Origin of the sequence: Rhizobacter sp. SG703, from assembly GCF_012275445.1 — a bacterium.
Lineage (GTDB): Bacteria > Pseudomonadota > Gammaproteobacteria > Burkholderiales > Burkholderiaceae_C > Rhizobacter.
The window spans coordinates 229,531-250,757 of sequence record NZ_JAAZQK010000002.1 but is presented as its reverse complement, the minus strand read 5'-3'; the positions used below and the strand labels follow the sequence as shown (position 1 = coordinate 250,757).

The 21,227-nt window shown below is 67.5% G+C and carries 18 protein-coding genes and 1 tRNA gene; 13 read left to right on the top strand and 6 right to left on the bottom strand.

Going from position 1 to position 21,227, the window contains the following annotated elements; all coding sequences use genetic code 11:
- Position 1 precedes the first annotated feature (1 nt).
- Both tatC and FHT26_RS04100 read left to right on the top strand, forming a co-directional pair.
- Positions 2-790: a twin-arginine translocase subunit TatC gene (gene tatC, locus FHT26_RS04105; RefSeq protein WP_168558909.1), complete on the top strand. Its 789-nt coding sequence runs from the start codon at positions 2-4 to the stop codon at positions 788-790.
- 13 nt (positions 791-803) lie between these two features.
- On the top strand, positions 804-1,772 hold the full coding sequence (locus tag FHT26_RS04100; RefSeq protein WP_168558908.1) for a hypothetical protein: 969 nt from the start codon (positions 804-806) through the stop codon (positions 1,770-1,772).
- Here the strand turns inward: FHT26_RS04100 and FHT26_RS04095 are convergent.
- The gene (locus FHT26_RS04095; protein WP_168558907.1) at positions 1,756-2,931 is read right to left on the bottom strand and encodes a trypsin-like peptidase domain-containing protein; all 1,176 of its coding nucleotides are present in this window, start codon (positions 2,929-2,931) and stop codon (positions 1,756-1,758) included. The genes FHT26_RS04100 and FHT26_RS04095 overlap by 17 nt on opposite strands.
- A 17-nt stretch (positions 2,932-2,948) precedes the next feature.
- On the opposite strand from FHT26_RS04095, the gene FHT26_RS04090 reads away from it, so the two are divergent.
- Positions 2,949-3,710, top strand: coding sequence for a Nif3-like dinuclear metal center hexameric protein (locus FHT26_RS04090; RefSeq protein ID WP_168558906.1), 762 nt, complete (start codon positions 2,949-2,951; stop codon positions 3,708-3,710).
- Here FHT26_RS04090 and FHT26_RS04085 read toward each other — a convergent pair whose 3' ends face one another.
- Positions 3,711-6,620: a GH92 family glycosyl hydrolase gene (locus FHT26_RS04085; protein ID WP_168558905.1), complete on the bottom strand. Its 2,910-nt coding sequence runs from the start codon at positions 6,618-6,620 to the stop codon at positions 3,711-3,713.
- A gap of 231 nt (positions 6,621-6,851) precedes the next feature.
- Positions 6,852-7,241: a BLUF domain-containing protein gene (locus tag FHT26_RS04080; RefSeq protein ID WP_168558904.1), complete on the bottom strand. Its 390-nt coding sequence runs from the start codon at positions 7,239-7,241 to the stop codon at positions 6,852-6,854.
- 70 nt (positions 7,242-7,311) lie between these two features.
- On the opposite strand from FHT26_RS04080, the gene FHT26_RS04075 reads away from it, so the two are divergent.
- Positions 7,312-8,079: a Crp/Fnr family transcriptional regulator gene (locus FHT26_RS04075; RefSeq protein WP_168558903.1), complete on the top strand. Its 768-nt coding sequence runs from the start codon at positions 7,312-7,314 to the stop codon at positions 8,077-8,079.
- Between the two features lie 25 nt (positions 8,080-8,104).
- The gene (pdxA, locus tag FHT26_RS04070; RefSeq protein WP_168558902.1) at positions 8,105-9,106 is read left to right on the top strand and encodes a 4-hydroxythreonine-4-phosphate dehydrogenase PdxA; all 1,002 of its coding nucleotides are present in this window, start codon (positions 8,105-8,107) and stop codon (positions 9,104-9,106) included.
- Positions 9,107-9,131: 25 nt separating this feature from the next.
- On the opposite strand, the gene FHT26_RS04065 is transcribed toward pdxA, so the two are convergent.
- Together FHT26_RS04065 and mscL are read right to left on the bottom strand one after the other, a co-directional pair.
- Positions 9,132-11,798 carry a DUF1631 family protein gene (locus tag FHT26_RS04065; RefSeq protein ID WP_168558901.1) on the bottom strand — a complete coding sequence of 889 codons (2,667 nt, stop codon included), beginning with the start codon at positions 11,796-11,798 and terminating at the stop codon, positions 9,132-9,134.
- Positions 11,799-11,960: 162 nt separating this feature from the next.
- Positions 11,961-12,389, bottom strand: a complete 429-nt coding sequence (mscL, locus tag FHT26_RS04060; protein WP_168558900.1) for a large conductance mechanosensitive channel protein MscL — start codon at positions 12,387-12,389, stop codon at positions 11,961-11,963.
- 187 nt (positions 12,390-12,576) lie between these two features.
- On the opposite strand from mscL, the gene petA reads away from it, so the two are divergent.
- The 6 genes from petA (at position 12,577) to FHT26_RS04030 (ending at position 16,852) form a co-directional block, all read left to right on the top strand.
- Complete coding sequence (gene petA, locus FHT26_RS04055) at positions 12,577-13,239, top strand: ubiquinol-cytochrome c reductase iron-sulfur subunit (RefSeq protein WP_168558899.1); 663 nt, start codon at positions 12,577-12,579, stop codon at positions 13,237-13,239.
- Positions 13,240-13,266: 27 nt separating this feature from the next.
- Positions 13,267-14,667, top strand: coding sequence for a cytochrome b (locus FHT26_RS04050; protein WP_056805920.1), 1,401 nt, complete (start codon positions 13,267-13,269; stop codon positions 14,665-14,667).
- A 19-nt stretch (positions 14,668-14,686) separates the two neighbouring features.
- Positions 14,687-15,460: a cytochrome c1 gene (locus FHT26_RS04045; RefSeq protein WP_168558898.1), complete on the top strand. Its 774-nt coding sequence runs from the start codon at positions 14,687-14,689 to the stop codon at positions 15,458-15,460.
- 115 nt (positions 15,461-15,575) lie between these two features.
- Positions 15,576-16,187, top strand: coding sequence for a glutathione S-transferase N-terminal domain-containing protein (locus FHT26_RS04040; RefSeq protein WP_047500858.1), 612 nt, complete (start codon positions 15,576-15,578; stop codon positions 16,185-16,187).
- Between the two features lie 21 nt (positions 16,188-16,208).
- A complete protein-coding gene (locus FHT26_RS04035) occupies positions 16,209-16,763 on the top strand; it encodes a ClpXP protease specificity-enhancing factor (protein ID WP_168558897.1) in 555 nt (184 codons plus the stop codon).
- A gap of 13 nt (positions 16,764-16,776) precedes the next feature.
- Positions 16,777-16,852, top strand: a tRNA-Thr gene (locus FHT26_RS04030).
- A gap of 69 nt (positions 16,853-16,921) precedes the next feature.
- On the opposite strand, the gene FHT26_RS04025 is transcribed toward FHT26_RS04030, so the two are convergent.
- Entirely contained in the window at positions 16,922-17,239 is a 318-nt protein-coding gene (locus tag FHT26_RS04025) for a DciA family protein (protein WP_156151584.1), read from the bottom strand.
- Positions 17,240-17,255: 16 nt separating this feature from the next.
- On the opposite strand from FHT26_RS04025, the gene FHT26_RS04020 reads away from it, so the two are divergent.
- Positions 17,256-18,206 (top strand): M23 family metallopeptidase, encoded by a 951-nt coding sequence (locus FHT26_RS04020; protein ID WP_168558896.1) that lies wholly within the window; start codon positions 17,256-17,258, stop codon positions 18,204-18,206.
- Positions 18,207-18,420: 214 nt separating this feature from the next.
- Positions 18,421-21,177 carry a preprotein translocase subunit SecA gene (gene secA / locus FHT26_RS04015; RefSeq protein ID WP_168558895.1) on the top strand — a complete coding sequence of 919 codons (2,757 nt, stop codon included), beginning with the start codon at positions 18,421-18,423 and terminating at the stop codon, positions 21,175-21,177.
- Positions 21,178-21,227 lie beyond the last annotated feature (50 nt).

Genomic DNA, 21,227 nt, shown 5'->3' with positions numbered 1-21,227 from the left:
CATGAAGTTGAACAGCGACGGCCGCGATGAGCTGGAAGGCACCGAGCAGCCCTTCGTCACGCACCTGATCGAACTGCGCGACCGCCTGATCCGCGCGGTGATCGCGATCGGCGTGTGCTTCGGGATCCTCGCGGTCTACCCCGGCCCGGCGGCGCTGTACGACCTGCTGGCGCATCCGCTGGTGATGGCGCTGCCGGCCGGCGGCAAGCTGATCGCGACCAACGTGATCTCGCCGTTCCTGGTGCCGCTGAAGATCACGCTGATGGCCGCCTTCCTGCTGGCGCTGCCGGTGGTGCTGTACCAGGTGTGGGCCTTCGTCGCGCCGGGGCTGTACACGCACGAGAAGAAGCTGGTGCTGCCGCTGGTGATCTCGAGCACGCTGCTGTTCTTCTTCGGCGTCGCGTTCTGCTACTTCTTCGTGTTCGGCAAGGTGTTCGCGTTCATCCAGAGCTTCGCGCCGAAGAGCATCACCGCGGCACCGGACATCGAGGCCTACCTGAGTTTCGTGCTGACGATGTTCGTCGCGTTCGGCGCCGCGTTCGAGGTGCCGATCGTCGTCGTCGTGCTGGCCCGCATGGGCATCGTCTCGCTCGAGAAGCTGAAGGCCTTCCGTGCCTACTTCATCGTGCTGGCCTTCATCGTCGCAGCCGTCGTGACGCCGCCGGACATCGTCTCGCAGCTCGCGCTCGCGATTCCGATGTGCATCCTGTACGAGGTCGGTATCTGGGCCTCGGTGCTGTTCATCAAGCACACGCAGGCGCCCGAGGACAAGACGACCTCCAAGGCCTAGGTTCTTGACGTCGATGAGCCGGACTGCATTCGTCTACCAGATCCATTACGACGAGGCTTCCCGACGTCGGGTCGAGCCTGAGTTCATCCCGCTCGACAACACCGCGAGCGAGCGGCCGGATTGGCTGGAGTTCTGGCCCATCCTCAAATTCCTTCAGTCGAACACGCTGCAGGAAGGTGCGTGGTACGGATTCCTGTCGCCACGTTTTGCCGAGAAGACCGGCGTCAACGGCCAGCAGGTCATCGAGTTGCTCGACATGGTGGGCGATGCCGAGGACGTCATGCTCCTTTCGCCTTTCTGGGACCATGGCGCGTTTTTTTTGAACGCGTTCGAGCAGGGCGAGGCGACCTGTGCGGGCCTGCTGGACGCGAGTCAACGGTTTGTCGACGGCATCGGCTTGGCCATCGACCTGAGAACATGGGTCGTCACGTCGCGCAACACGGTTTTCTCGAACTACTTCATCGCGAAGCCCGTGTTCTGGCGCCGGTGGCTGGAGCTTGCGCAGCAACTGTGGACGTGCTGCGAAGACGACTCCCATCCGCTCGCGGTCGACTTGAACGCCGCGACGACCTACCCGGCAAGGGGCGGGCGGCCGGTCGCGCTGAAGATCTTCTTGCAGGAGCGCCTGGTGTGCCTGCTGCTGGACCGGCCGGAGTTCCGCGTGGGGTCGATCGACCTGAGCGAGGGGCACCGGGTGGACGGCATGTTCCACGCTGACGAGTCGAAGCGTGCTGACTTGCATCGGTGCGATTCGCTGAAGGCGCAGTACCTCGAAACACAGGACGAAACCGTGTTGGAGAGCTACTGGGCACTGCGCAGGACCATCCCGACCATCGTGCCGGTGCCGGGGCGGCGCCGGGTTGAGCAACGCCGGCGCGGTGTGCAGTTTCCGGCGTTCGGCGCGGGGTTCCACCCGACCGACTGGAGCAACTGGTCACCGGGTGCCGATCAGCCCCGGACCGCGATCATTCTTCGCGCCTGACCTGTGCCTTGCCGCGTGGCCGCTGCGCCACCATCACGCTGATCTCGAGCGCCTTGTCGCCGCGCTGCACGCCGATCTGCGCGGTTTCCTTGGGTTTCAGCGCGGCCACCGCGGCCAGCAGCTGCACCGTGTTGCTCACCGGCGTCTCGGCCACCTTGACGACCACGTCGCCCGGGCGCAGGCCGCCGCTCGCGGCCGGGCCGTTCTGCAGCACGCCGGTGATCAGCACGCCTTCCTTGATCGGCAGGTTGAAGGTTTCGGCGATCTCGGGCGTCAGGTCGCGCGGCTCGACGCCGATCCAGCCGCGGGTGACCTGGCCGTCGCGGATCAGGCCTTCCATCACCTGGCGCGCGGTCGTCTCGGGGATCGCGAAGCCGATGCCCAGGCTGCCGCCGCTGCGCGAGTAGATGGCGGTGTTGATGCCGAGCAGGTTGCCGTTGGTGTCGACCAGCGCGCCGCCCGAGTTGCCGGGGTTGATCGCCGCATCGGTCTGGATGAAGTTCTCGAAGGTGTTGATGCCGAGCTGGTTGCGGCCGAGCGCGCTGACGATGCCCGACGTGACCGTCTGGCCGACGCCGAACGGGTTGCCGATGGCCAGCACCACGTCGCCGACCTGCAGCGTCTCGGCGCTGCCGAACGCGATCACCGGCAGCTTGTCGAGCGTGATCTTCAGCACCGCGACGTCGGTGTCGGGATCGCTGCCGACCACCTTGGCCTTCGCGCGGCGCGCGTCGACGAGTTGCACCTCGATGTCGTCGGCGCCTTCGACGACGTGGTTGTTGGTCAGCAGGTAGCCCTCGGGCGACACGATCACGCCGGAGCCGAGGCCCACTTGCGGCTGCTCGCGCTGCTGTGCGCCCTCACCGAAGAAGAACTTGAACCACGGGTCCTCGCCGTGCGGGTTGCGCGCCGGCGCCTTGCTGGCGGTGATGCTGACGACGGCCGGCGACGCGCGCCGTGCCGCGCCGCTGTAGCTGGGGACGCCGCCGGGCGGCAGCGACACGTTCTGGAGCGCCGGCGCCTGGCTGATCGACACGATGCTCGGCAGGCCGTTGCCGGGCTGGCGGCGCACCCAGTCCGGCTTCAGCGTCGCGACCACGAACAGCACGGCCACGGCCACCGTCACGGCCTGGGAGAAAATCAGCCACGTCTTGCGCATCAACAGGGTCCTGTGTCATGGCCGCACGCTCCGAAATCGAGTCCTACCTGAACACGCTGCTGGACGTGGGCCGCTTCCGCGATTATGGGCCGAACGGTCTGCAGATCGAGGGCAAACCCGAGGTGCGCAAGCTGGTGTCGGGCGTCACTGCAAGCCGGGCCTTCATCGAGGCGGCGATCGAGCGCGGCGCCGATGCGCTGCTGGTGCACCACGGGCTGTTCTGGAAGGGCCACGACGGCCGCATCACCGGCTGGCTGAAGCAACGCATCGAGCGGCTGCTGGCCGCCCAGCTCAACCTGCTGGCCTATCACCTGCCGCTGGACGCACACCCGCAGTTCGGCAACAACGCGCAGTTCGGTGTGCGGCTGAACTTCATGGCCGACGGCCGCTTCGGCGACCAGGACCTGGGCTGGATCGGCAGCCCGGCGCAGCCGCTGACGGTGCCGGCGCTGACCGCGCTGCTCTCGCTGCGGTTGAACCGCGCGCCGGTCGTGGTCGACCCGGGCATCTCCGGCGGAGGCCGGCCGATCCGGCGCGTCGCGTGGTGCACCGGCGGCGCCCAGGGCTATTTCGAAGCCGCGATCGCCGCCGGCGCCGATGCCTACGTCACCGGCGAGATCTCCGAGCCGCAGGCGCACCTGGCCCGCGAGACCGGCGTCGCCTTCTTCGCCTGCGGGCACCACGCCAGCGAGCGCTTCGGAGCGCCTGCGCTGGCCGCGCACGTGGCCGAGAAGTTCGGCCTCGCGCACGAGTTCATCGAGATCGACAACCCCGCCTGATCACGGCGCGATGCGAATGTCATCCACGAATCCCCTGAAGGTGCCGGTGGCGTCCGGGCGGTCGTAGGCCACCAGGATGCGTGCGATCGTCTTGCCCGCGGCCCACTGGCCGATGGCCGAGCGCACCTCGTTCCAGGTGTTGCCGGCGAGCCGGCCGCCACGGCCCTGGAACTCCGGATGCACCCGCACGCCGTTCTGGTCGGTCGCGCCCGAATCGCGCAGGCTGCTGCCGTCGGTGAAGATCAGGTCGACCGCGACGAACGCGCTGTTCGGCGCCGAGCCCTGCGGGTAGATCCAGTACGACAGCGTCGTGCTGGCAGTCACCGGGATCCGCACGTCGAACACCTTGTTGTACGAGAACGAGCGTGTCGCGTCGGTGTCGTTGCCCGAGTACATCAGCGCCGTGCTGCCGCTGTGCGCGATGTTCTCGCGCCTCGTCGAGGTCTCCATCCCGGCCAGCCCGCAGCAGAAGCCGCCGACGTTGGCCTGGAAGTCGGCGGTGTCGTTCCAGTCGGGCTGCGCGATGCCGGCCTCGAAGTCCGAGAAGAAGCCGCTCGCGTTGGTCGTCGTGCGCGGCGCGTCGAACGACGGCGGCGCATCGGCCGCGGCGCTGCCCCACGCGGTGTTGGCGCTGGCGCCCAGCACATAGTCCAGCGTGGTGTCGGCGTCGAGCTGCGACAGCGCCAGCCAGGTGCGCGTCGACGTGGCGCCGTTCACCTTCAGGCTCTGCACGTAGGTGCCGTTCGCGCCGGCGTTCGACGCGTTGATCGTCAGCGTGCGGCCGTTGCCCATGCGCACCGCGGTGCTCGGGAACAGCGGGCTGCCGAGCACGAAGCCGCCGAGCCCCGGGATCTCCGGGTACAGCCCGAGCGCGCCCCACACGTACCAGGCCGAGGTGGCGCCCAGGTCGTCGTTGCCGGTCAGGCCGTCCGGGCCGGTCTTGTACAGGTCGCTCAGGATGCGCCGCACCACCGCCTGCGACTTGTACGGCGCGCCGGCGAAGGCATAGGCCCACGGCGTGCCGTGCTCCGGCTCGTTGCCCATGAAGGCGTACGGGCTGTTCGGCCCCGAATCGAGCTGCGTGAAGTGCTCGTCCAGCCGCGCGATGGCGGCCGCGTTGCCGCCCATGCGGTCGAACAGCCCGCGGTAGTTCTGCGGCACCATCCAGGTGTATTGCGCCGAGTCGCCTTCGACGAAGCCGGCACCGTCGGTGCGCGTGAACCCGCTCTTGAAGCTGCCGCCCGCGGTGCGTGGGTGGAGGTAGCCGCTGACCTTGGAGTACAGCGGCTTCCACATCTGCGCCTGCGTCAGGTACTTGTCGCGCCTGGCGGTGTCGCCCAATGAACCGGCGAACTGCGCGATCGCCGAATCGGCCAGCGCGTATTCCTCGGCCGAGGCGGCCGCGCCCCACAGGTTGGGCGTCTCGATCGGGATGTAGCCGTGGCCGAGGTAGTCGGCCAGCCCCGGGCGCGTCTCGCAGTTGCGCGAACGGGTGCCGGGTTGCGTCGCGCCCTGCTCCATGTAGCGCAGCGCGGCGGCGGTGTCGAAGCTGCGGCCGCCGAAGGCGTACAGGTTGGCGACGATCACCGCGCCGGCATCGCCCACCATCACGCAGGTGTCGTCGTTCGCGGTCGGCCACTTCGGATAGCCGCCGCCGCCTTTCTCGGCATCGACCACCATCGACTGCGCCATGTCGCTCGCCTCCTTCGGCGCGAGCCAGCCGATCAGCTGCACCTGCGAGCGGTAGATGTCCCAGCCGGAGAAGGTGGCGTACTTGTCCCAGCCGTTCGCGGTGTAGGTCTTGTTGTCGAAGCCGATGTACTGGCCGTTGACATCGCTGAACAGGTTGGGGTGCAGCAGCGAGTGGTACAGCGCGCTGTAGAACTTGGTGCGGTCGTCGGTCGAGCCGCCGGTCACCTGCACCTTGTTCAGCGTCGCGTTCCAGGTCGCCTGCGCCGCGCTCTTCAGCCCGTCGAAGTCCCAGGCCGGGTTCTCGGTCTGCATGTTCAGCTTCGCGTTCGCGGTGCTGACGTACGAGACGCCGATGCGCAGTTTCACCTGCCCGCCGCCTGCGAACTTGACCCAGCCGCCGTTGTTCTGCGCGCGCGCCGCGGTGCGCGAGCCGGGCGTCACGGTGTCGCCCTGGTAGGTGCCGAAGCTGGCGAAGGGCTTGTCGAACTGCCCATGGAAGTAGACGAAGTAGCCGCCGCCGCCGCACACGCCGCCGGTCTCGACGAAGCCCTGGACCGAGTCGGTGCCGACGATCTCCAGCTGCGCACTGCGCGCGCCGACGCCGTTGCGGCCGATGTTCAGGATCATCGTCGCATCGTTGGTGGCGGGCCAGGTGAAGCGGCTGGCACCGGTGCGCTTCGTGACGGTGAGCTCGGCATTGACGCCGTTGTTCAGCCCGACGCGGTACGAGCCCGGCACCGCCTGCTCGTTGGCGTGCGAGAAGCCGACCTGGTAGTTCTCGATGTGGGTGCCGGGCGAGCTGGCGATGTTCCCCACGATCGGCAGCATCGAGATGTCCTGCTGGATCGAGCAGCCGGTGCCGCTGGAGTGGATCAGGCTGATGCCCTGGATCACGCCCTTGTCGTAGTTGTAGCCGCCGAAGCCGTAGAACTCGCCGTAGCCGGTGTCGGGGCTGTACTGCACCATGCCGAAGGGCAGCGTCGCGCCCGGGAAGGTGTTGCCGACCGCGCCGCCGGTGCCCTGGTTGTCGGGGTTCGGGTTGCCGATCTTCGTGCCGACGAACGGGTTGACCAGCGGGAGCAGGTTGACGTCGGCGGCCTGCGCGGCTTCGGTCGGGGCCTGCGCCGCCGTCATCGGGGCATCGTCATGCCCGCCGCTGTTGCCACCACCGCCGCCGCAGCCCGCCACCAGCAGGGCGGCGAGCCATCCCGACCGCAAGGCGATGCTTCGCCGCGGCGTTGAACGATCTTGTTGCACTCTTGTCTCCTCAGTCGCGCGGGGACCGATGCACAGCGGAGCTGGCGTGCGACAACGTCCGCACGAAACTGCCACACGTCTACTTCTTGCTCTGGAGGCACCCTGGCTGTGCAGCGTAGGGGCAGGCCCGCTGCAGCCCGACGGGAGATTCCCGCGCAGGAGTCAGCGCAGCGAGCGAAACAAGCCCTCGATTCAGGACACCAGGTCCCAGCCCGGCACGCATTGCATGAAGGTGCTCAGGGCCTGGCCGGCACCGAGGTGCTCGTCGTCCTCGAACACGTCGAGCGCGTCGGGTTCGCAGTAGCCGGTGCGCCAGCGCGGCAGCAGGCGCGCGCTGCCGTCCTCGCCTTCGAACAGCACGCGGTAGCCGGTGTGGCGCGGATCGGCCTGGATGCGTTGCGCCAGCGAGACGATCTGCGGGCGCGCGCCCTCGATCAGCTGGCAGAAGCGCGCGCCATCGAACACCAGCACGCCGCTGATGCCGAGCGACTGGTTGCGTTCACGGGACACGTGCAGAATCTGTGCAACCACCGAGAAGTCCCGACCGGGCGCGAGATGGCTGAGGTAAAGCAGGCGGTACACGAAGGTGGTCGAGGGAACGGGCAAAGGAGGGCGGAAACCTCCAATTTATCGGCCGCGGAGGGCCGCACACATGTCAAATGACACAGCACCGCAGCGCACTGCGGTGCGCGTTCCGTGCAGCGAGTGCCCGTTGCGCGTGCTGCCGTTGTTCGTGCCGTCGTCGCCCGACGAGCTGGCGCTGATCCAGTCGCTGAAGCACCGCGAGCTGCGGCGCGACAGCGGCGCCAGCATCATCGACGAGGGCGCGACCGACGCGCCGCTGTTCACGCTGTTCTCCGGCTGGGCCTTCCGCTACAAGACGCTGAGCGACGGGCGCCGGCAGATCCTGAACTTCCTGCTGCCGGGCGACTTCATCGGCGTGCAGCAGAAGATGACCGATGCCGCGGTGCACGGCGTCGAAGCGCTGGGCGAGGCCTGGCTGTGCGTGTTCGAGCGCGATGCGCTGTGGGCGCTGCACCAGCACACGCCGCGGCTCGGTTTCGCGGTCACCTGGCTGGCCGCGCACGAAGAAGCGCTGGTCGACGACAACCTGCTGTCGGTCGGCCGGCGCAGCGCGGCCGAGCGGGTCGCGACGCTGCTGGTGCACCTGTTCCGCCGTGCCTCCGCGCTGATGCCCGACGCCGGCGCCAACGGCGTACCGTTCCCGCTGACGCAGCAGCACGTCGCCGATGCGCTCGGGCTGTCGCTGGTGCACACCAACAAGACCTTGCGCAAGCTGGAGCGCCAGGGGCTGCACCGCATCGAGAATGGGCAGCTGTTCCTCACCGACGTGCGGGCACTGGAGCGCCTCGCCGACCTGTATGGCGACGGCCGGTTGCCGCCACGGCCCTTGATCTGAATGTTGACCTGAAAGGTCTTGTCGAATGACGATTCGTGCACCGATTGCGTTGACGCAGGGCGATGCCTGCGGCATCGGCCCGGAGATCATCGCGAAGCTGTTCCGCCTGCCGCCATCGGCCGGCTGCTTCGTGATCGGCGATGTCGCGGTGCAGCGCCGCGCGGTCGCGTCGACCGGCGGCGGGCTGGCGGTGGCAGTGATCGAGCGCGCGGCCGATGCGCTCGAGGCGCCGCCGGGCTGCATCCCGGTGCTGCTGCCGCCCGGGCTGCCGGCCGACCTGATGGCCGCGCCGATCGGGCAGGTCGACGCGCGGGCCGGCGCGGCGGCGGCGCGCTGCATCGAGCACGCGGTGCGGCTCGCGCGCGATGCCGAGATTGCCGCCATCGTCACTGCGCCGATCCACAAGGAAGCGCTGGCGGCTGCCGGCGTCGCGTTCCCGGGGCACACCGAGATGCTGCAGGCGCTCTCGGTCGAGGCCGGCGAGCCGCTGCCGCCGGTGCGCATGATGCTGGCCAACGAAGAACTGCGCACCGTGCTGGTGACGATCCACCTGTCGCTGCGGCGCGCGATCGATGCGGTCACGTTCGACGCGGTGCTGCAGACGCTGCGCATCTCGCAGCAGGCAGCCGCGCGCTGGGGCCTGCCGTCGCCGCGCATCGCGGTGGCCGGGCTGAATCCGCATGCGGGCGAGGGTGGCCTGTTCGGTGACGAAGAGATCCGCATCATCCGCCCGGCCATCGACGCGGCGCGCGCCGAGGGCATCGACGCGACCGGCCCGTTCGCGCCCGACACGGTGTTCATGCGCGCCCGCCGCGGCGAGTTCGACCTCGTGGTCGCGATGACGCACGACCACGGCCTGATCCCGGTCAAGTACCTCGGTGTCGAGCAAGGCGTCAACGTCACGCTCGGCTTGCCGTTCGTGCGCACCAGCCCCGATCACGGCACCGCGTTCGACATCGCCGGCACCGGCCGGGCCGATGCGTCGAGCCTGCTCGCTGCGTTGCAGATGGCGCGCCGACTCGCGTAGCCCGGAAGCCCATCCGGGGCCACGGTCAATGCCGCGTGGTCGGCGGCCCCGAAGACGACGAAGCCGACAACGCTGCCAGCTGCTTGCGCGCCCGCGCCGTCGCGCGCTCCATCAGGTAGGCCTGCTCGAAGGCCTTGAAGCGCCCGGTCTCGCACATGCGCGCGAGCATCCGCGACGTCAGCGACACCGTCTCGTGGTGGCGCTTGCCGCGGGTGAACACGAAGAACGCGCGCCCCGGGCTCACGTAGCTCAGCCGCACTTTCTGCCACTGGTCGTTCAGGTGCATCTGGTACGCGAAGCCGAGCTTCACATGGTCCATCAGCTGCGCGCCCTGCGACGGCTCGGCCGGCTCGGACGACAGGTCGAGGTCGATGTCGACCCCGCCGACGTGCAGCGGCCCCGGCTGCGTATCGCCGCCGGCGCCCGGTTCGGTGTCGGGCCCGGTGTCGGCAGAGAGGTCGATGTCGACGCTGCCCGACCAGTCGATCGCGCTCTCCTGCACCAGGCCGATGCGCTTGGCCTCGTCCGGCGAGAAGTGCGGTTCGATCGGCGCGGCGCCCATGCTGGACATCGGCACGTCGCGCAGCAGGCCGTCCGGCTCCGGCAGCGCGGTGTTGAACACGCCTTCGAGCTGCTTGGCCAGCAGGTTGTATTCGAGCTCCGACAGCGGCTGGCCCTTCAGCGAATCGGCATGCGCCGGCAGCAGCTTGCTGAAGAACTCCTTCTGCGCCGCGTCCGGCCAGCCGATCAGCGCCATGCCTTCGTTGAGGTCCTTCATCAGCGGTGGCAGCTGCATCAGGAACTTCTTGCGCATCGCCGGCGAGCCCTTCGGCTGCACGCTCATCACCAGGTCGCGGCCGGCGCGCTTCAGGCGCTGCACCAGCTCGGAGTTGACGCCGTGCGACTTGGTGGCCTGCGCGAGCGCCTGGCTCCACACCTGGGCCAGGAAGTTGCGCAGGTAATCGGGCAGCGCCATCGGGTTCAGCGCGGCCTGCAGCTGCAGCATGTAGCGCTGCTGCACGCGCAGGTCGGATTCCTTCGCGTCGACCAGCGTCACCGCCGATGCATTCGCCTGCACCTCTTCCTTGGCCTGTTGCGCGATGAAGGTCTCGAGCGCACCGAGCTTGGCGGTGTACAGGTCGATCTGGTCGAAGTCGCCCTGCACGATCTCCTGTACCAGGTCGCGCACCCGGGCCATGAACTGCTTGCCGGCGCCGTCGTCGAGGTCGTCGAACGCGACCGCGAGCGACGCGATGCGGTTCACGAAGCGGCGCACCGGGTGCTTGCGCGACGAGAAGAAGGTCGGGTCGGCCAGCGCGACGCGCAGCACAGGCAGTTGCAGGCGGGCGATCTGGCGCGCCATCTGCGGCGGCACGCGCGGGTCGGACAGGATCTGGTCGAACAGGCTGCCGACCACGTCGATCACCATGTGATCGAGCGAGCCGGTCGAGGCCTGGCGCAGTTCGTCGCGGTGCTGGCGGATCACGTTGACCGCCATCAGGCCCGACAAGCCCTCGTTCAGGCCGCCGCTGCCGGTGGCGGCACCGCTCAGGCTGCCGAGCGCGCTTGCGCGCCCGAGCCCCGGCGAGCCGGTGTGGAGGCCGCCGCCGGTCGGCCCGCCCAGGTCGCCCGGACGGGTCGCGAGGAAGGTCAGCCGGCGGATCAGCGACATCAGCTCGGCATCGGCCTGCGCGCTGACGCCGGGGCGCGGCGTGAAGCGGCCGGCACCGGCGTTCGGGTTGCCGAAGCTCTGGCTGCCGCGGCCGGCGGCATCGCGGCCGAGCGTGCCGGTGCCGGGGCGGCCGACGGTGCCCACACCTGCATGGGCCCCGCCACCGCCAGCACCCGGTCCGCCGAAGCCGCCGCGCGTCGAACCGCCACCCGAGCCGCCGCCCGGACCGCGGCCGGGCAGGCCGCCCTGGCCGCTGTCGAAGTCGCCGGTCATCGTGGTCGGGCTGTACAGGTTGCCGCTGCCGGACGAGCCGGTGTCGCGCAGCGTCGCATAGCCGGAGTTGACGCGGTCGCGCGCCAATTCGTTGCCGGGGCCTTCGACGCCCCGCACCGACAGGCTGACCGGCTGCACGCCGCGGGCGCGGAAGTCCTTCAGGATGTCGCCGTAGCACGTGGGCATCGCGCGCGCGAGCGCGAGGCTCATCTCGCGTGCCAGCACCTTGCGCGTCTCGCGCTCGTTCGACACCGATTCGATCGCGCGGAACACCGCGGCGCCCATCACTTCGCCGCGCAACGGGTTGCGCTCCTGGTCGGCGCGGCCGATGCCCAGCAGCGAGCCGGTGTAGGCCGCCATGTCGCGCAGCTCCCATTCGCAGGCATGGGTGATGGCCTGGCTGATGCGGTCGGCGGACATCTGCTCTTCCATCTCGGCGTCGCCGACGATGCTCAGCGACATCCAGTCGGTCTCGGCGAGGCTGCGGCCGCTCTCGCGGTTCGGGCTCAGCTCGCGCGTCACGCGCTTGCTGAGGGTGTCGCCGAACACCAGCACGAAGGTGCTCATGTGGCGGCGCAGGTCGAGCTGCGCGGTGATCAGGATGTCGCGTTCGTAGATCCGCATTGCCGCCGAAGCCAGCGTGCCCAGGTGGGTCGACACGCGGTCCGCCACCGCCGCGGTGGTCGTCTTCAGGTGGCTGATGGCGGCGTCGAACGCCGCTTGCGAACGTGGATCGATCGGATTCATCTACGGACAGGGCCGATGGGCGGACCGGGGCGAAACCGCCGGACGGGTAGTCCGGACGGAGATACCGACAAGTATGACCCCAAACGCAGTGGGCACGCGCCGCATCGCGGCGTGGCGGCGTTGGCCGGCGGGGAGCATTTCACGCCCCCGCGGCGCGAACGTTCACTTCTTCAGCGCATCGCGGATCTCGCGCAGCAGCTGCACGTCTTCGGGCACGGCTGCCGGCGCTGCCGCCGGGGCCTCGTGCTTCAGGCGGTTGATCTGCTTGACCATCACGAAGATGATGACGGCCAGGATCAGGAAGTTGAGCGCGACGGTGATGAAATTGCCGTAGGCGAACAACGGGACGCCGGCTTTTGTCAGCGCCTCGTAAGTCAGCGGGCCCTTGAAATCGGCCGGCGGATTGGCCAGCATCAGGAAATAGTTCGAAAAATCGAGCCCGCCGACCAGGCGGCCGATCACCGGCATGATCAGGTCCTTGACGATGGAATCGACGATCTTGCCGAAGGCCGCGCCGATGATGACGCCGACCGCGAGGTCGACGACATTGCCTTTCATCGCGAAAGCCTTGAATTCGGTGGCGAATCCCATGGGTGCTCCTGTTCTTCTGGTGTTGCGCGGCAGTATCGACCAGCAATGCCGGATGTCAAGCCGAAAGCGCCGTCAATGAGGGTCCGCCCGCAGTGGCGCGCAGCCCTCGGCGCCCGGGGAGGGGGTTGACACGTCCGCTAGAATTCTCGGTTGCCCGTGACTAGAAGTCGCAAGCCGAGGACCCCCAATGAGTGACAAGCAAGGTCGTTCAGACAGCAGTGAGCAAAGTGGCCAGCAAAGCGCTTCACACCATGGTGAGCATCAGGTCGATCAAGGCCGTCGCACCTGGGTGGCCATCGCCTGTGGCGCCGGCGCGGTCGGGGGCGTCGCAGCCGCTGTGCCGTTCGTCAGCACCTTTCAGCCTTCCGAGCGGGCACGTGCCGCCGGTGCGGCCGTCGAGGTCGACATCAGCGACCTGAAGCCGGGCGAGAAGAAGACCGTCGAATGGCGCGGCAAGCCGGTGTGGATCGTCCGCCGCACGCCCGAGCAGCTTGCCATGCTGCCGAAGAACGACGCACAGCTTGCCGACCCGAATTCGCAGCGCAAGCCCGACGAGCTGACCCCCGAGTACGCCCGCAACGAGGCCCGCTCGCGCAAGCCCGAGGTGCTGGTGGTGGTGGGCATCTGCTCGCACCTCGGCTGCTCGCCGAGCGACAAGTTCCAGGCCGGCGCCCAGCCTTCGCTGCCCGCCGACTGGACCGGCGGCTTCCTGTGCCCGTGCCACGGGTCGACCTTCGACATGGCCGGCCGCGTCTACAAGAACAAGCCCGCGCCCGACAACCTCGAAGTGCCGCCGCACATGTACTTGTCCGACGCCAGGCTGTTGATCGGCGAAGACAAGAAGGCCTGAGCCCCGAGCACCCCGGAGAACAACGACATGGCTGAATTCAAGCAAGCGCCCGCCAATGCGTCCGTGGGCGTCAAGCTCATGACCTGGGTCGACAACCGCTTCCCCGCCACGAAGATGTGGAACGAGCAGTGGGGGCAGTACTACGCACCGAAGAACTTCAACTTCTGGTACTTCTTCGGCTCGCTCGCGATGCTGGTGCTGGTGATCCAGATCGTCACCGGCATCTTCCTCGTGATGCACTACAAGCCCGATGCGGCGCTCGCGTTCGCGTCCGTCGAGTACATCATGCGCGACGTGCCGTGGGGCTGGCTGATCCGCTACATGCACTCCACCGGTGCCTCGGCGTTCTTCATCGTCGTCTACCTGCACATGTTCCGCGGGCTGATGTACGGCAGCTACCGCAAGCCGCGCGAGCTTGTCTGGATCTTCGGCTGCGCGATCTTCCTGTGCCTGATGGCCGAGGCCTTCATGGGCTACCTGCTGCCGTGGGGCCAGATGTCGTACTGGGGCGCGCAGGTCATCGTGAACCTGTTCGCCGCGGTGCCGTTCGTCGGTCCCGACCTGGCGCTGCTGATCCGCGGCGACTACGTCGTCAGCGACGCGACGCTGAACCGCTTCTTCAGCTTCCACGTGATCGCGGTGCCGCTGGTGCTGCTCGGCCTGGTGGCGGCCCACCTGATCGCGCTGCACGAAGTGGGTTCGAACAACCCCGACGGCATCGAGATCAAGGCCAAGCGCGGCCCCGACGGCCACCCGCTGGACGGCATCCCGTCGCACCCGTATTACTCGGTGCACGACATCTTCGGCGTCGCCGGCTTCCTGCTGATCTTCAGCGCGGTGGTGTTCTTCGCGCCCGAGTTCGGCGGCTACTTCCTCGAGTACAACAACTTCATCCCGGCCGATCCGCTGAAGACGCCGGCGCACATCGCCCCGGTCTGGTACTTCACGCCGTTCTACTCGATGCTGCGCGCCACCACGACGCTGATGGTGCAGGTGCTGTCCGGCATCATCGCGGTGGCCACCGTCGCGGCCCTGCTGAAGGGCAAGTTCGGCGGTGCCGCCAAGCTGGCGATGGTGGTCGCGGCGGTCATCGCGGTCGCGCTGCTGAACGTGTTCGATGCCAAGTTCTGGGGCGTCGTCGTGATGGGCGGTGCGGTCATCATCCTGTTCTTCCTGCCTTGGCTGGACCACAGCCCGGTCAAGTCGATCCGCTACCGCCCCGACTGGCACAAGATCGTCTACGGCGTCTTCGTCGTGTTCTTCCTGATCCTGGGCTACCTGGGGGTGCAGCCGCCGTCGGAAGTCGGCAACTACGTGTCGCAGGTGGGCACGCTGCTGTACTTCGGCTTCTTCCTGCTGATGCCGTGGTGGAGCCAGCTGGGCACCTTCAAGCCCGTGCCCGACCGCGTGACCTTCCATGCCCACTGAGAGACCTGGAGACAACACCATGAAGAAACTCCTTCTCACGCTGCTGGCGAGCCTGGCCCTGGCGGGTGGCGCGGCGCGCGCTTCCGAAGGCGGCGTGGCCTGGGACCAGTTCCCGGTGGCCAAGACGACCGACCTGGCGGCGCTGCAGAACGGCGCCAAGCTGTTCGTCAACTACTGCCTGAACTGCCATTCGGCGGCGTTCATGCGCTACAACCGCATGCGCGACATCGGGTTGACCGAAGCGCAGATCAAGGCCAACCTGCTGTTCGCGACCGACAAGGTCGGCGACACGATGAAGACCTCGCTCGACCCGAAGCAGGCCAAGGACTGGTTCGGCGCGCTGCCGCCCGACCTGTCGGTGATCGCTCGTTCGCGCGCCGACATCGGCAAGGGCTCGGGTGCCGATTACCTGTACACGTACCTGCGCAGCTACTACCGCGACGACACCAAGGCGACCGGCTGGAACAACCTGGCTTTCCCGAGCGTGGCGATGCCGCATGCGCTGTGGGAATTGCAGGGCCAGCGGGTCGCGAAGTTCGTCGAAGAGAAAGACCCGCACGACGAGACGAAGTCGATGCACCGCTTTGCCGGCTTCGAGCAGGTGACGCCCGGCAAGCTGAGTCCCAACGATTACGACGGGGCCGTCGCCGACCTCGTCGCCTACCTTCAGTGGATGGGAGAGCCAGCCCAGGGCCAGCGCGTTCGCGTCGGCGTCTGGGTGCTGCTGTTCCTCTCCGTGTTCGTCGTCATCGCCTGGCGCCTGAACGCGGTTTACTGGAAAGACGTGAAATAACGATGTGATTTCGCGCCCCGGGCTGCACGACGGCCCGGGTCGACGACGCAGCGGCAGCCCGACGGCGTGCCTGCTGCGTCTTGTGTTTTGACCCTAGCCCCAAGGAGCCACCACCATGATGGTGCTTTACTCCGGAACGACCTGCCCTTATTCGCATCGTTGCCGCTTCGTTCTGTTCGAAAAGGGCATGGATTTCGAGATTCGCGACGTCGATCTCTTCGCCAAGCCTGAAGACATTGCGCTGATGAATCCGTACAACGAGGTGCCGATCCTCGTCGAACGCGATCTCATCCTGTACGAGTCGCACATCATCAACGAGTACATCGACGAGCGCTTCCCGCACCCGCAGCTGATGCCGGGCGATCCGGTCGCGCGCGCCCGCGTGCGGCTGTTCCTGCTGAACTTCGAGAAGGAGCTGTTCGCGCACGTCAACGTGCTCGAGTCGCGCGGCCTGAAGCCGAACGACAAGCAGCTCGAGAAGGCGCGCGCGCAGATCCGCGACCGCCTGACGCAGCTCGCGCCGATCTTCCTGAAGAACAAGTACATGCTGGGCGACGACTTCTCGATGCTCGACGTGGCCATCGCACCGCTGCTGTGGCGCCTGGACTACTACGGCATCGACATGTCGAAGAACGCGGTGCCGCTGCTGAAGTACGCCGAGCGCATCTTCTCGCGCCCGGCCTACATCGAGGCGCTGACGCCGTCCGAGAAGGTGATGCGCAAGTGATTGCGTGACTGAGCGCTCAGCATGGCCTCCACTCCCATGGCACCGGGCAACGCCGGCTCATCGACCCGCCCGTACCTGATTCGTGCGCTGCACGACTGGTGCACCGACAACGGGTTCACCCCGTACCTCGCGGTGTTCGTCGACCGGGGCGTGCACGTGCCGGCCGAGTACGTGAAGAACAACGAGATCGTGCTCAACGTCAGCTTCGAGGCCACCACGGCCCTGAAGCTGGGCAACGAGCTGATCGAGTTCAAGGCGCGTTTCGGCGGCATCGCACGCGAGATCGCGGTGCCGGTGGATCATGTGATCGCGATCTATGCGCGCGAGAACGGGCAGGGCATGGCCTTCCCGATGCCGAGCGAATCGGCGTCCGAGACAGCCGGCGCGTCGGATGACGCCGCACCGGCCGATCGCCCGGCGGGTGGCGGGCTGCGCCTGGCCACCACCGAAGGCACGGCCGAGCCCGCAGCCGGGGCACCGGCACCCGCGCCGGTGGGCGAGTCCGATGAAGACAAACCGCCCGAACCTCCGGCCGGGGGTGGCGGGCCGCGTCCGGCGCTCAAGCGCATCAAATAGAATCCCCGCCTCAGCCCTTGTAGCTCAGCTGGTAGAGCAGCGGTTTTGTAAACCGAAGGTCGCGGGTTCGATTCCTGCCGGGGGCACCACCATCGATCTGGCCCGAGTGGTCTAGGCCAGACACATTTCTTCATCAACCCCCTGACACACGTCAGGCCTCAGGTTGATTGAACCTTCACACGTATTGCAGTAACCTGCCAGCCCCGGGCTTGGAGCGCTTGCTCCATCCGGGGTTGCAGCTGGCGCAGCTTCGAGGCGACCGCAGAGTTGGCCGCAAGCAGAGACCAGCCCTCATCGTCGACCGGCCCGGGCTTCACATGCAGGGCCAGTGTGGGTGGCAGACAGTTTCGTACCGCATCGAAGCGTGCATTCGACTCCTGCAGCAAGCGCTGCAAGTGAGCCAGAGGCGCACTTCGGCTCAGGGCCTCTTCGATGCGCAAGGCGTTGGGGGTGACCGGGGATGTCTTCGGTTTCACCGCAAGGAGTTTAGCGATGCAGATCCTGATCACGCACGGCACCCTGGCCCGAACGCGTGTGTTGCGCTTCAACCGGTTCCAGGCCTTCGGTGCCCTGCTGGGACTGGCCATCGTGCTGATGCTGTTGTCCGGCACCATCTACCACGTGGTGTTCCTGAAGGCGGCCCGCGAAGGCTGGCCGGTGGTCAGCCAGATCGTCCGGCTGGTGGTGCGCGACGAATTCGCGCAGCGCGACCGCTTCGTCCGCGAGAACCTCGACGCGATGGCGCAGAAGGTCGGCGAGATGCAGGCCAAGCTGATCAAGCTCGAAGCAATGGGCGAGCGGGTCTCGGGCCTGGCAGGTATGAAACCGGAAGAGTTGAAACAGATCGTGCCGGCCGCGGTGACCGGCGGGCAGGGCGGGCCCTTCGTGCCGGCCCGCACGCCGTCGTTCGACCAGCTGAACGGCATGGTGTCGTCGCTCGACGAAGCGGCCGAGCAGAGCACCGACCTGTTCACGATGGTCGAGTCACGGCTGTTCGAGCAGCGCATGCAGCAGCTGATGGTGCCCAACAGCCGCCCGATCGACGTGCAGGTCGGCTCGGGCTTCGGCTTCCGCACCGATCCGTTCACCGGGCGTGCCGCGCTGCACACCGGGCTCGATTTCCCGACCGATGTCGGCACTCCGATCATGGCCGCCGCCGGCGGCGTGGTGCGCTCCACCGACGTCCATCCGGCCTATGGCAACCTGCTGGAGATCGACCACGGCAACGGCCTGGTGACCCGCTACGCCCACACTTCGCGCATCGCGGTGAAGACCGGCGACCTGGTCCGGCGCGGCCAGGTCGTGGCCTATGTCGGCACCACCGGGCGCTCCACCGGGCCGCACCTGCACTTCGAGGTGCTGGTCGAGGGCGTGCCGCAGGATCCGGCGAAATTCCTCGCCGGCGGGGCCCAGGCCGCCGCCAAAGGTGTCATCCGCCGCTGAATCCGGTTGATTCCGGCGAGGGCCCCGGCACGCTGCCGGCGGCCGCTTGCCGTAAAATCCGCCGCTTTCGCTGATCGTGCGCCGGGCTTGCAGGTTTGTGAACTTGCAAACACGGGCCGCACCCTCAGCTCACTCCAGCATCCAAGAAGTCGGCCCGTTCGCGAGCAATCGCGAGAGGCCGCGGCTGCCTTCCCGTACCAACCCCTGACGCTGCATGTTGCCCAAGCTTCTCACCCAGATTTTCGGTAGCCGCAACGACCGACTGCTCAAGCAGTACCGGCAGGTTGTGCAGCAGATCAATGCGCTGGAGCCGCAGTTCGAGCAGCTCAGCGACGAGGCGCTGAAGGCCAAGACGGCCGAGTTCAAGGAACGCCACGCGAAGGGCGAAACGCTCGACGCGTTGCTGCCCGAGGCCTTCGCGGTCACCCGCGAAGGCGGCAAGCGGGTGCTGAAGATGCGCCACTTCGACGTGCAGCTGATCGGCGGCATGTCGTTGCACAACGGCAAGATCGCCGAAATGCGCACCGGCGAAGGCAAGACGCTGATGGCGACGCTGCCGGTCTACCTGAATGCGCTGACCGGCAAGGGCGTGCACCTGGTGACGGTCAACGATTACCTGGCCCGCCGCGACGCCGAATGGATGGGCCGGCTGTACAACTTCCTCGGCCTCTCGGTCGGCATCAACCTGCCGCAGATGTCGCGCGAAGAGAAGCAGGCCGCCTACGCCGCCGACGTCACCTACGGCACCAACAACGAATACGGCTTCGACTACCTGCGCGACAACATGGTCTACGAGACGGCCGACCGCGTGCAGCGCGGCCTGTCATACGCGATCGTCGACGAAGTGGACTCGATCCTGATCGACGAGGCCCGCACGCCGCTGATCATCAGCGGCCAGGCCGAAGACCACACCGAGCTCTACGTGCGCATCAACGCCGTCGTGCCGCAGCTGAAGAAGCAGATCGGCGAGCTCGACCTGCGCACCGGCGAAGGCGTGATCGAGCCGGGCGACTTCACCGTCGACGAGAAGACCCACCAGGTCTTCCTGACCGAAGACGGCCACGAGAATGCCGAGCGCATCCTGCGCGAGGCCGGCCTGCTGGTCGAGGGCGCGAGCCTGTACGACCCGCAGAACATCACGCTGATGCACCACGTGTACGCCGCATTGCGCGCGCGCCACCTGTACAACCGCGACCAGCACTACGTGGTGCAGGACGGCGAGGTGATCATCGTCGACGAGTTCACCGGCCGGCTGATGACGGGCCGCCGCTGGTCCGACGGCCTGCACCAGGCGGTCGAGGCCAAGGAAGGCGTCGACATCCAGAGCGAGAACCAGACGCTCGCGTCGATCACCTTCCAGAACTACTTCCGCATGTACGGCAAGCTGTCGGGCATGACCGGCACGGCCGACACCGAGGCCTACGAATTCCAGGAGATCTACAACCTGGAGACGGTGATCGTCCCGCCGAACAAGCCGACGGTGCGCAAGGACGAACTCGACCTGGTCTACAAGACCAACAAGGAGAAGTTCAACGCCGTCATCGACGACATCCGCGACTGCGTCAAGCGCGGCCAGCCGGTGCTGGTGGGCACGACCTCGATCGAGAATTCGGAGCTGATCTCCGGGCTGCTGCAGAAGGCGCAGCTGCCGCACCAGGTGCTGAATGCCAAGCAGCACGCGAAGGAAGCCGAGATCGTCGCGCAGGCCGGGCGCCCGGGCGTGATCACGATCGCGACCAACATGGCCGGCCGCGGCACCGACATCGTGCTGGGCGGCAGTGTCGAGAAGCAGATCCAGCTGATCGAGGCCGACGAGGCCATCGCCGAAGCCGACAAGCTTGCGCGCTCGGAAACGCTGAAGAGCGAATGGCAGGGCCTGCACGACCAGGTCAAGGCGGCCGGCGGCCTGCGCATCATCGCGACCGAGCGGCACGAATCGCGGCGCATCGACAACCAGCTGCGCGGCCGTTCGGGCCGCCAGGGCGACCCGGGTTCGTCGCGCTTCTACCTGTCGCTCGAAGACCCGCTGATGCGCATCTTCGCCGGCGACCGCGTGCGCGCGATCATGGACCGCCTGAAGATGCCCGAGGGCGAGGCGATCGAGGCCGGTATCGTCACGCGCAGCATCGAGAGCGCGCAGCGCAAGGTCGAGGCGCGCAACTTCGACGTGCGCAAGCAGCTGCTGGAGTACGACGACGTGTCGAACGACCAGCGCAAGGTGATCTACCAGCAGCGCAACGACATCCTCGAGGCGCCGCAGCTCGACGCGCAGGTGGCCAGCCTGCGCGAAAGCACGCTGACCGACGTGGTGCGCACCTACGTGCCGGCCGAGAGCGTCGAGGAGCAATGGGACCTGGCCGCGCTCGAGAAGACGCTGCGCGACGAATGGCAGCTCGAGGTGCCGGTGAAGGCGCACGTCGAGAAGAGTCAGGCGATCACCGACGACGAGATCGTCGAGATGGTGGTGAAGGCCGGCCACGAGGCGTTCGCGGCCAAGCTCGCGATCGTCGGTGCCGAGCAGTTCATCCCGTTCGAACGGATGATCCTGCTGCAGCAGATCGACCAGCACTGGCGCGAGCACCTGGCGGCGCTCGACTATCTGCGCCAGGGCATCCACCTGCGCGGCTATGCGCAGAAGAACCCGAAGCAGGAGTACAAGCGCGAGGCCTTCGAGCTGTTCAGCCAGCTGCTCGACATCGTCAAGATGGACGTGACCCGCATCCTGATGACGGTGCGCGTGCAGACGCAGGAGCAGGTCGCACAGGCGGCCGAGGCGATCGAGGAACGCGCCGAGGCGATCAGCAACGTGACCTACACGCACCCGAACGAAGACGGCAGCGTGTCGCAGGAGCCCGATGCGACGCGCTTCGCGCAGATGGTGGCGGGCGGCATCCCGCCGGTCGGCCGCAACGACCCGTGCCCGTGCGGCAGCGGAAAAAAATACAAGCTGTGCCACGGCAAGCTCGCCTGACTTGACCTGATGCGACAAACGACGGAGCCTTCGGGCTCCGTTCTTGTTCG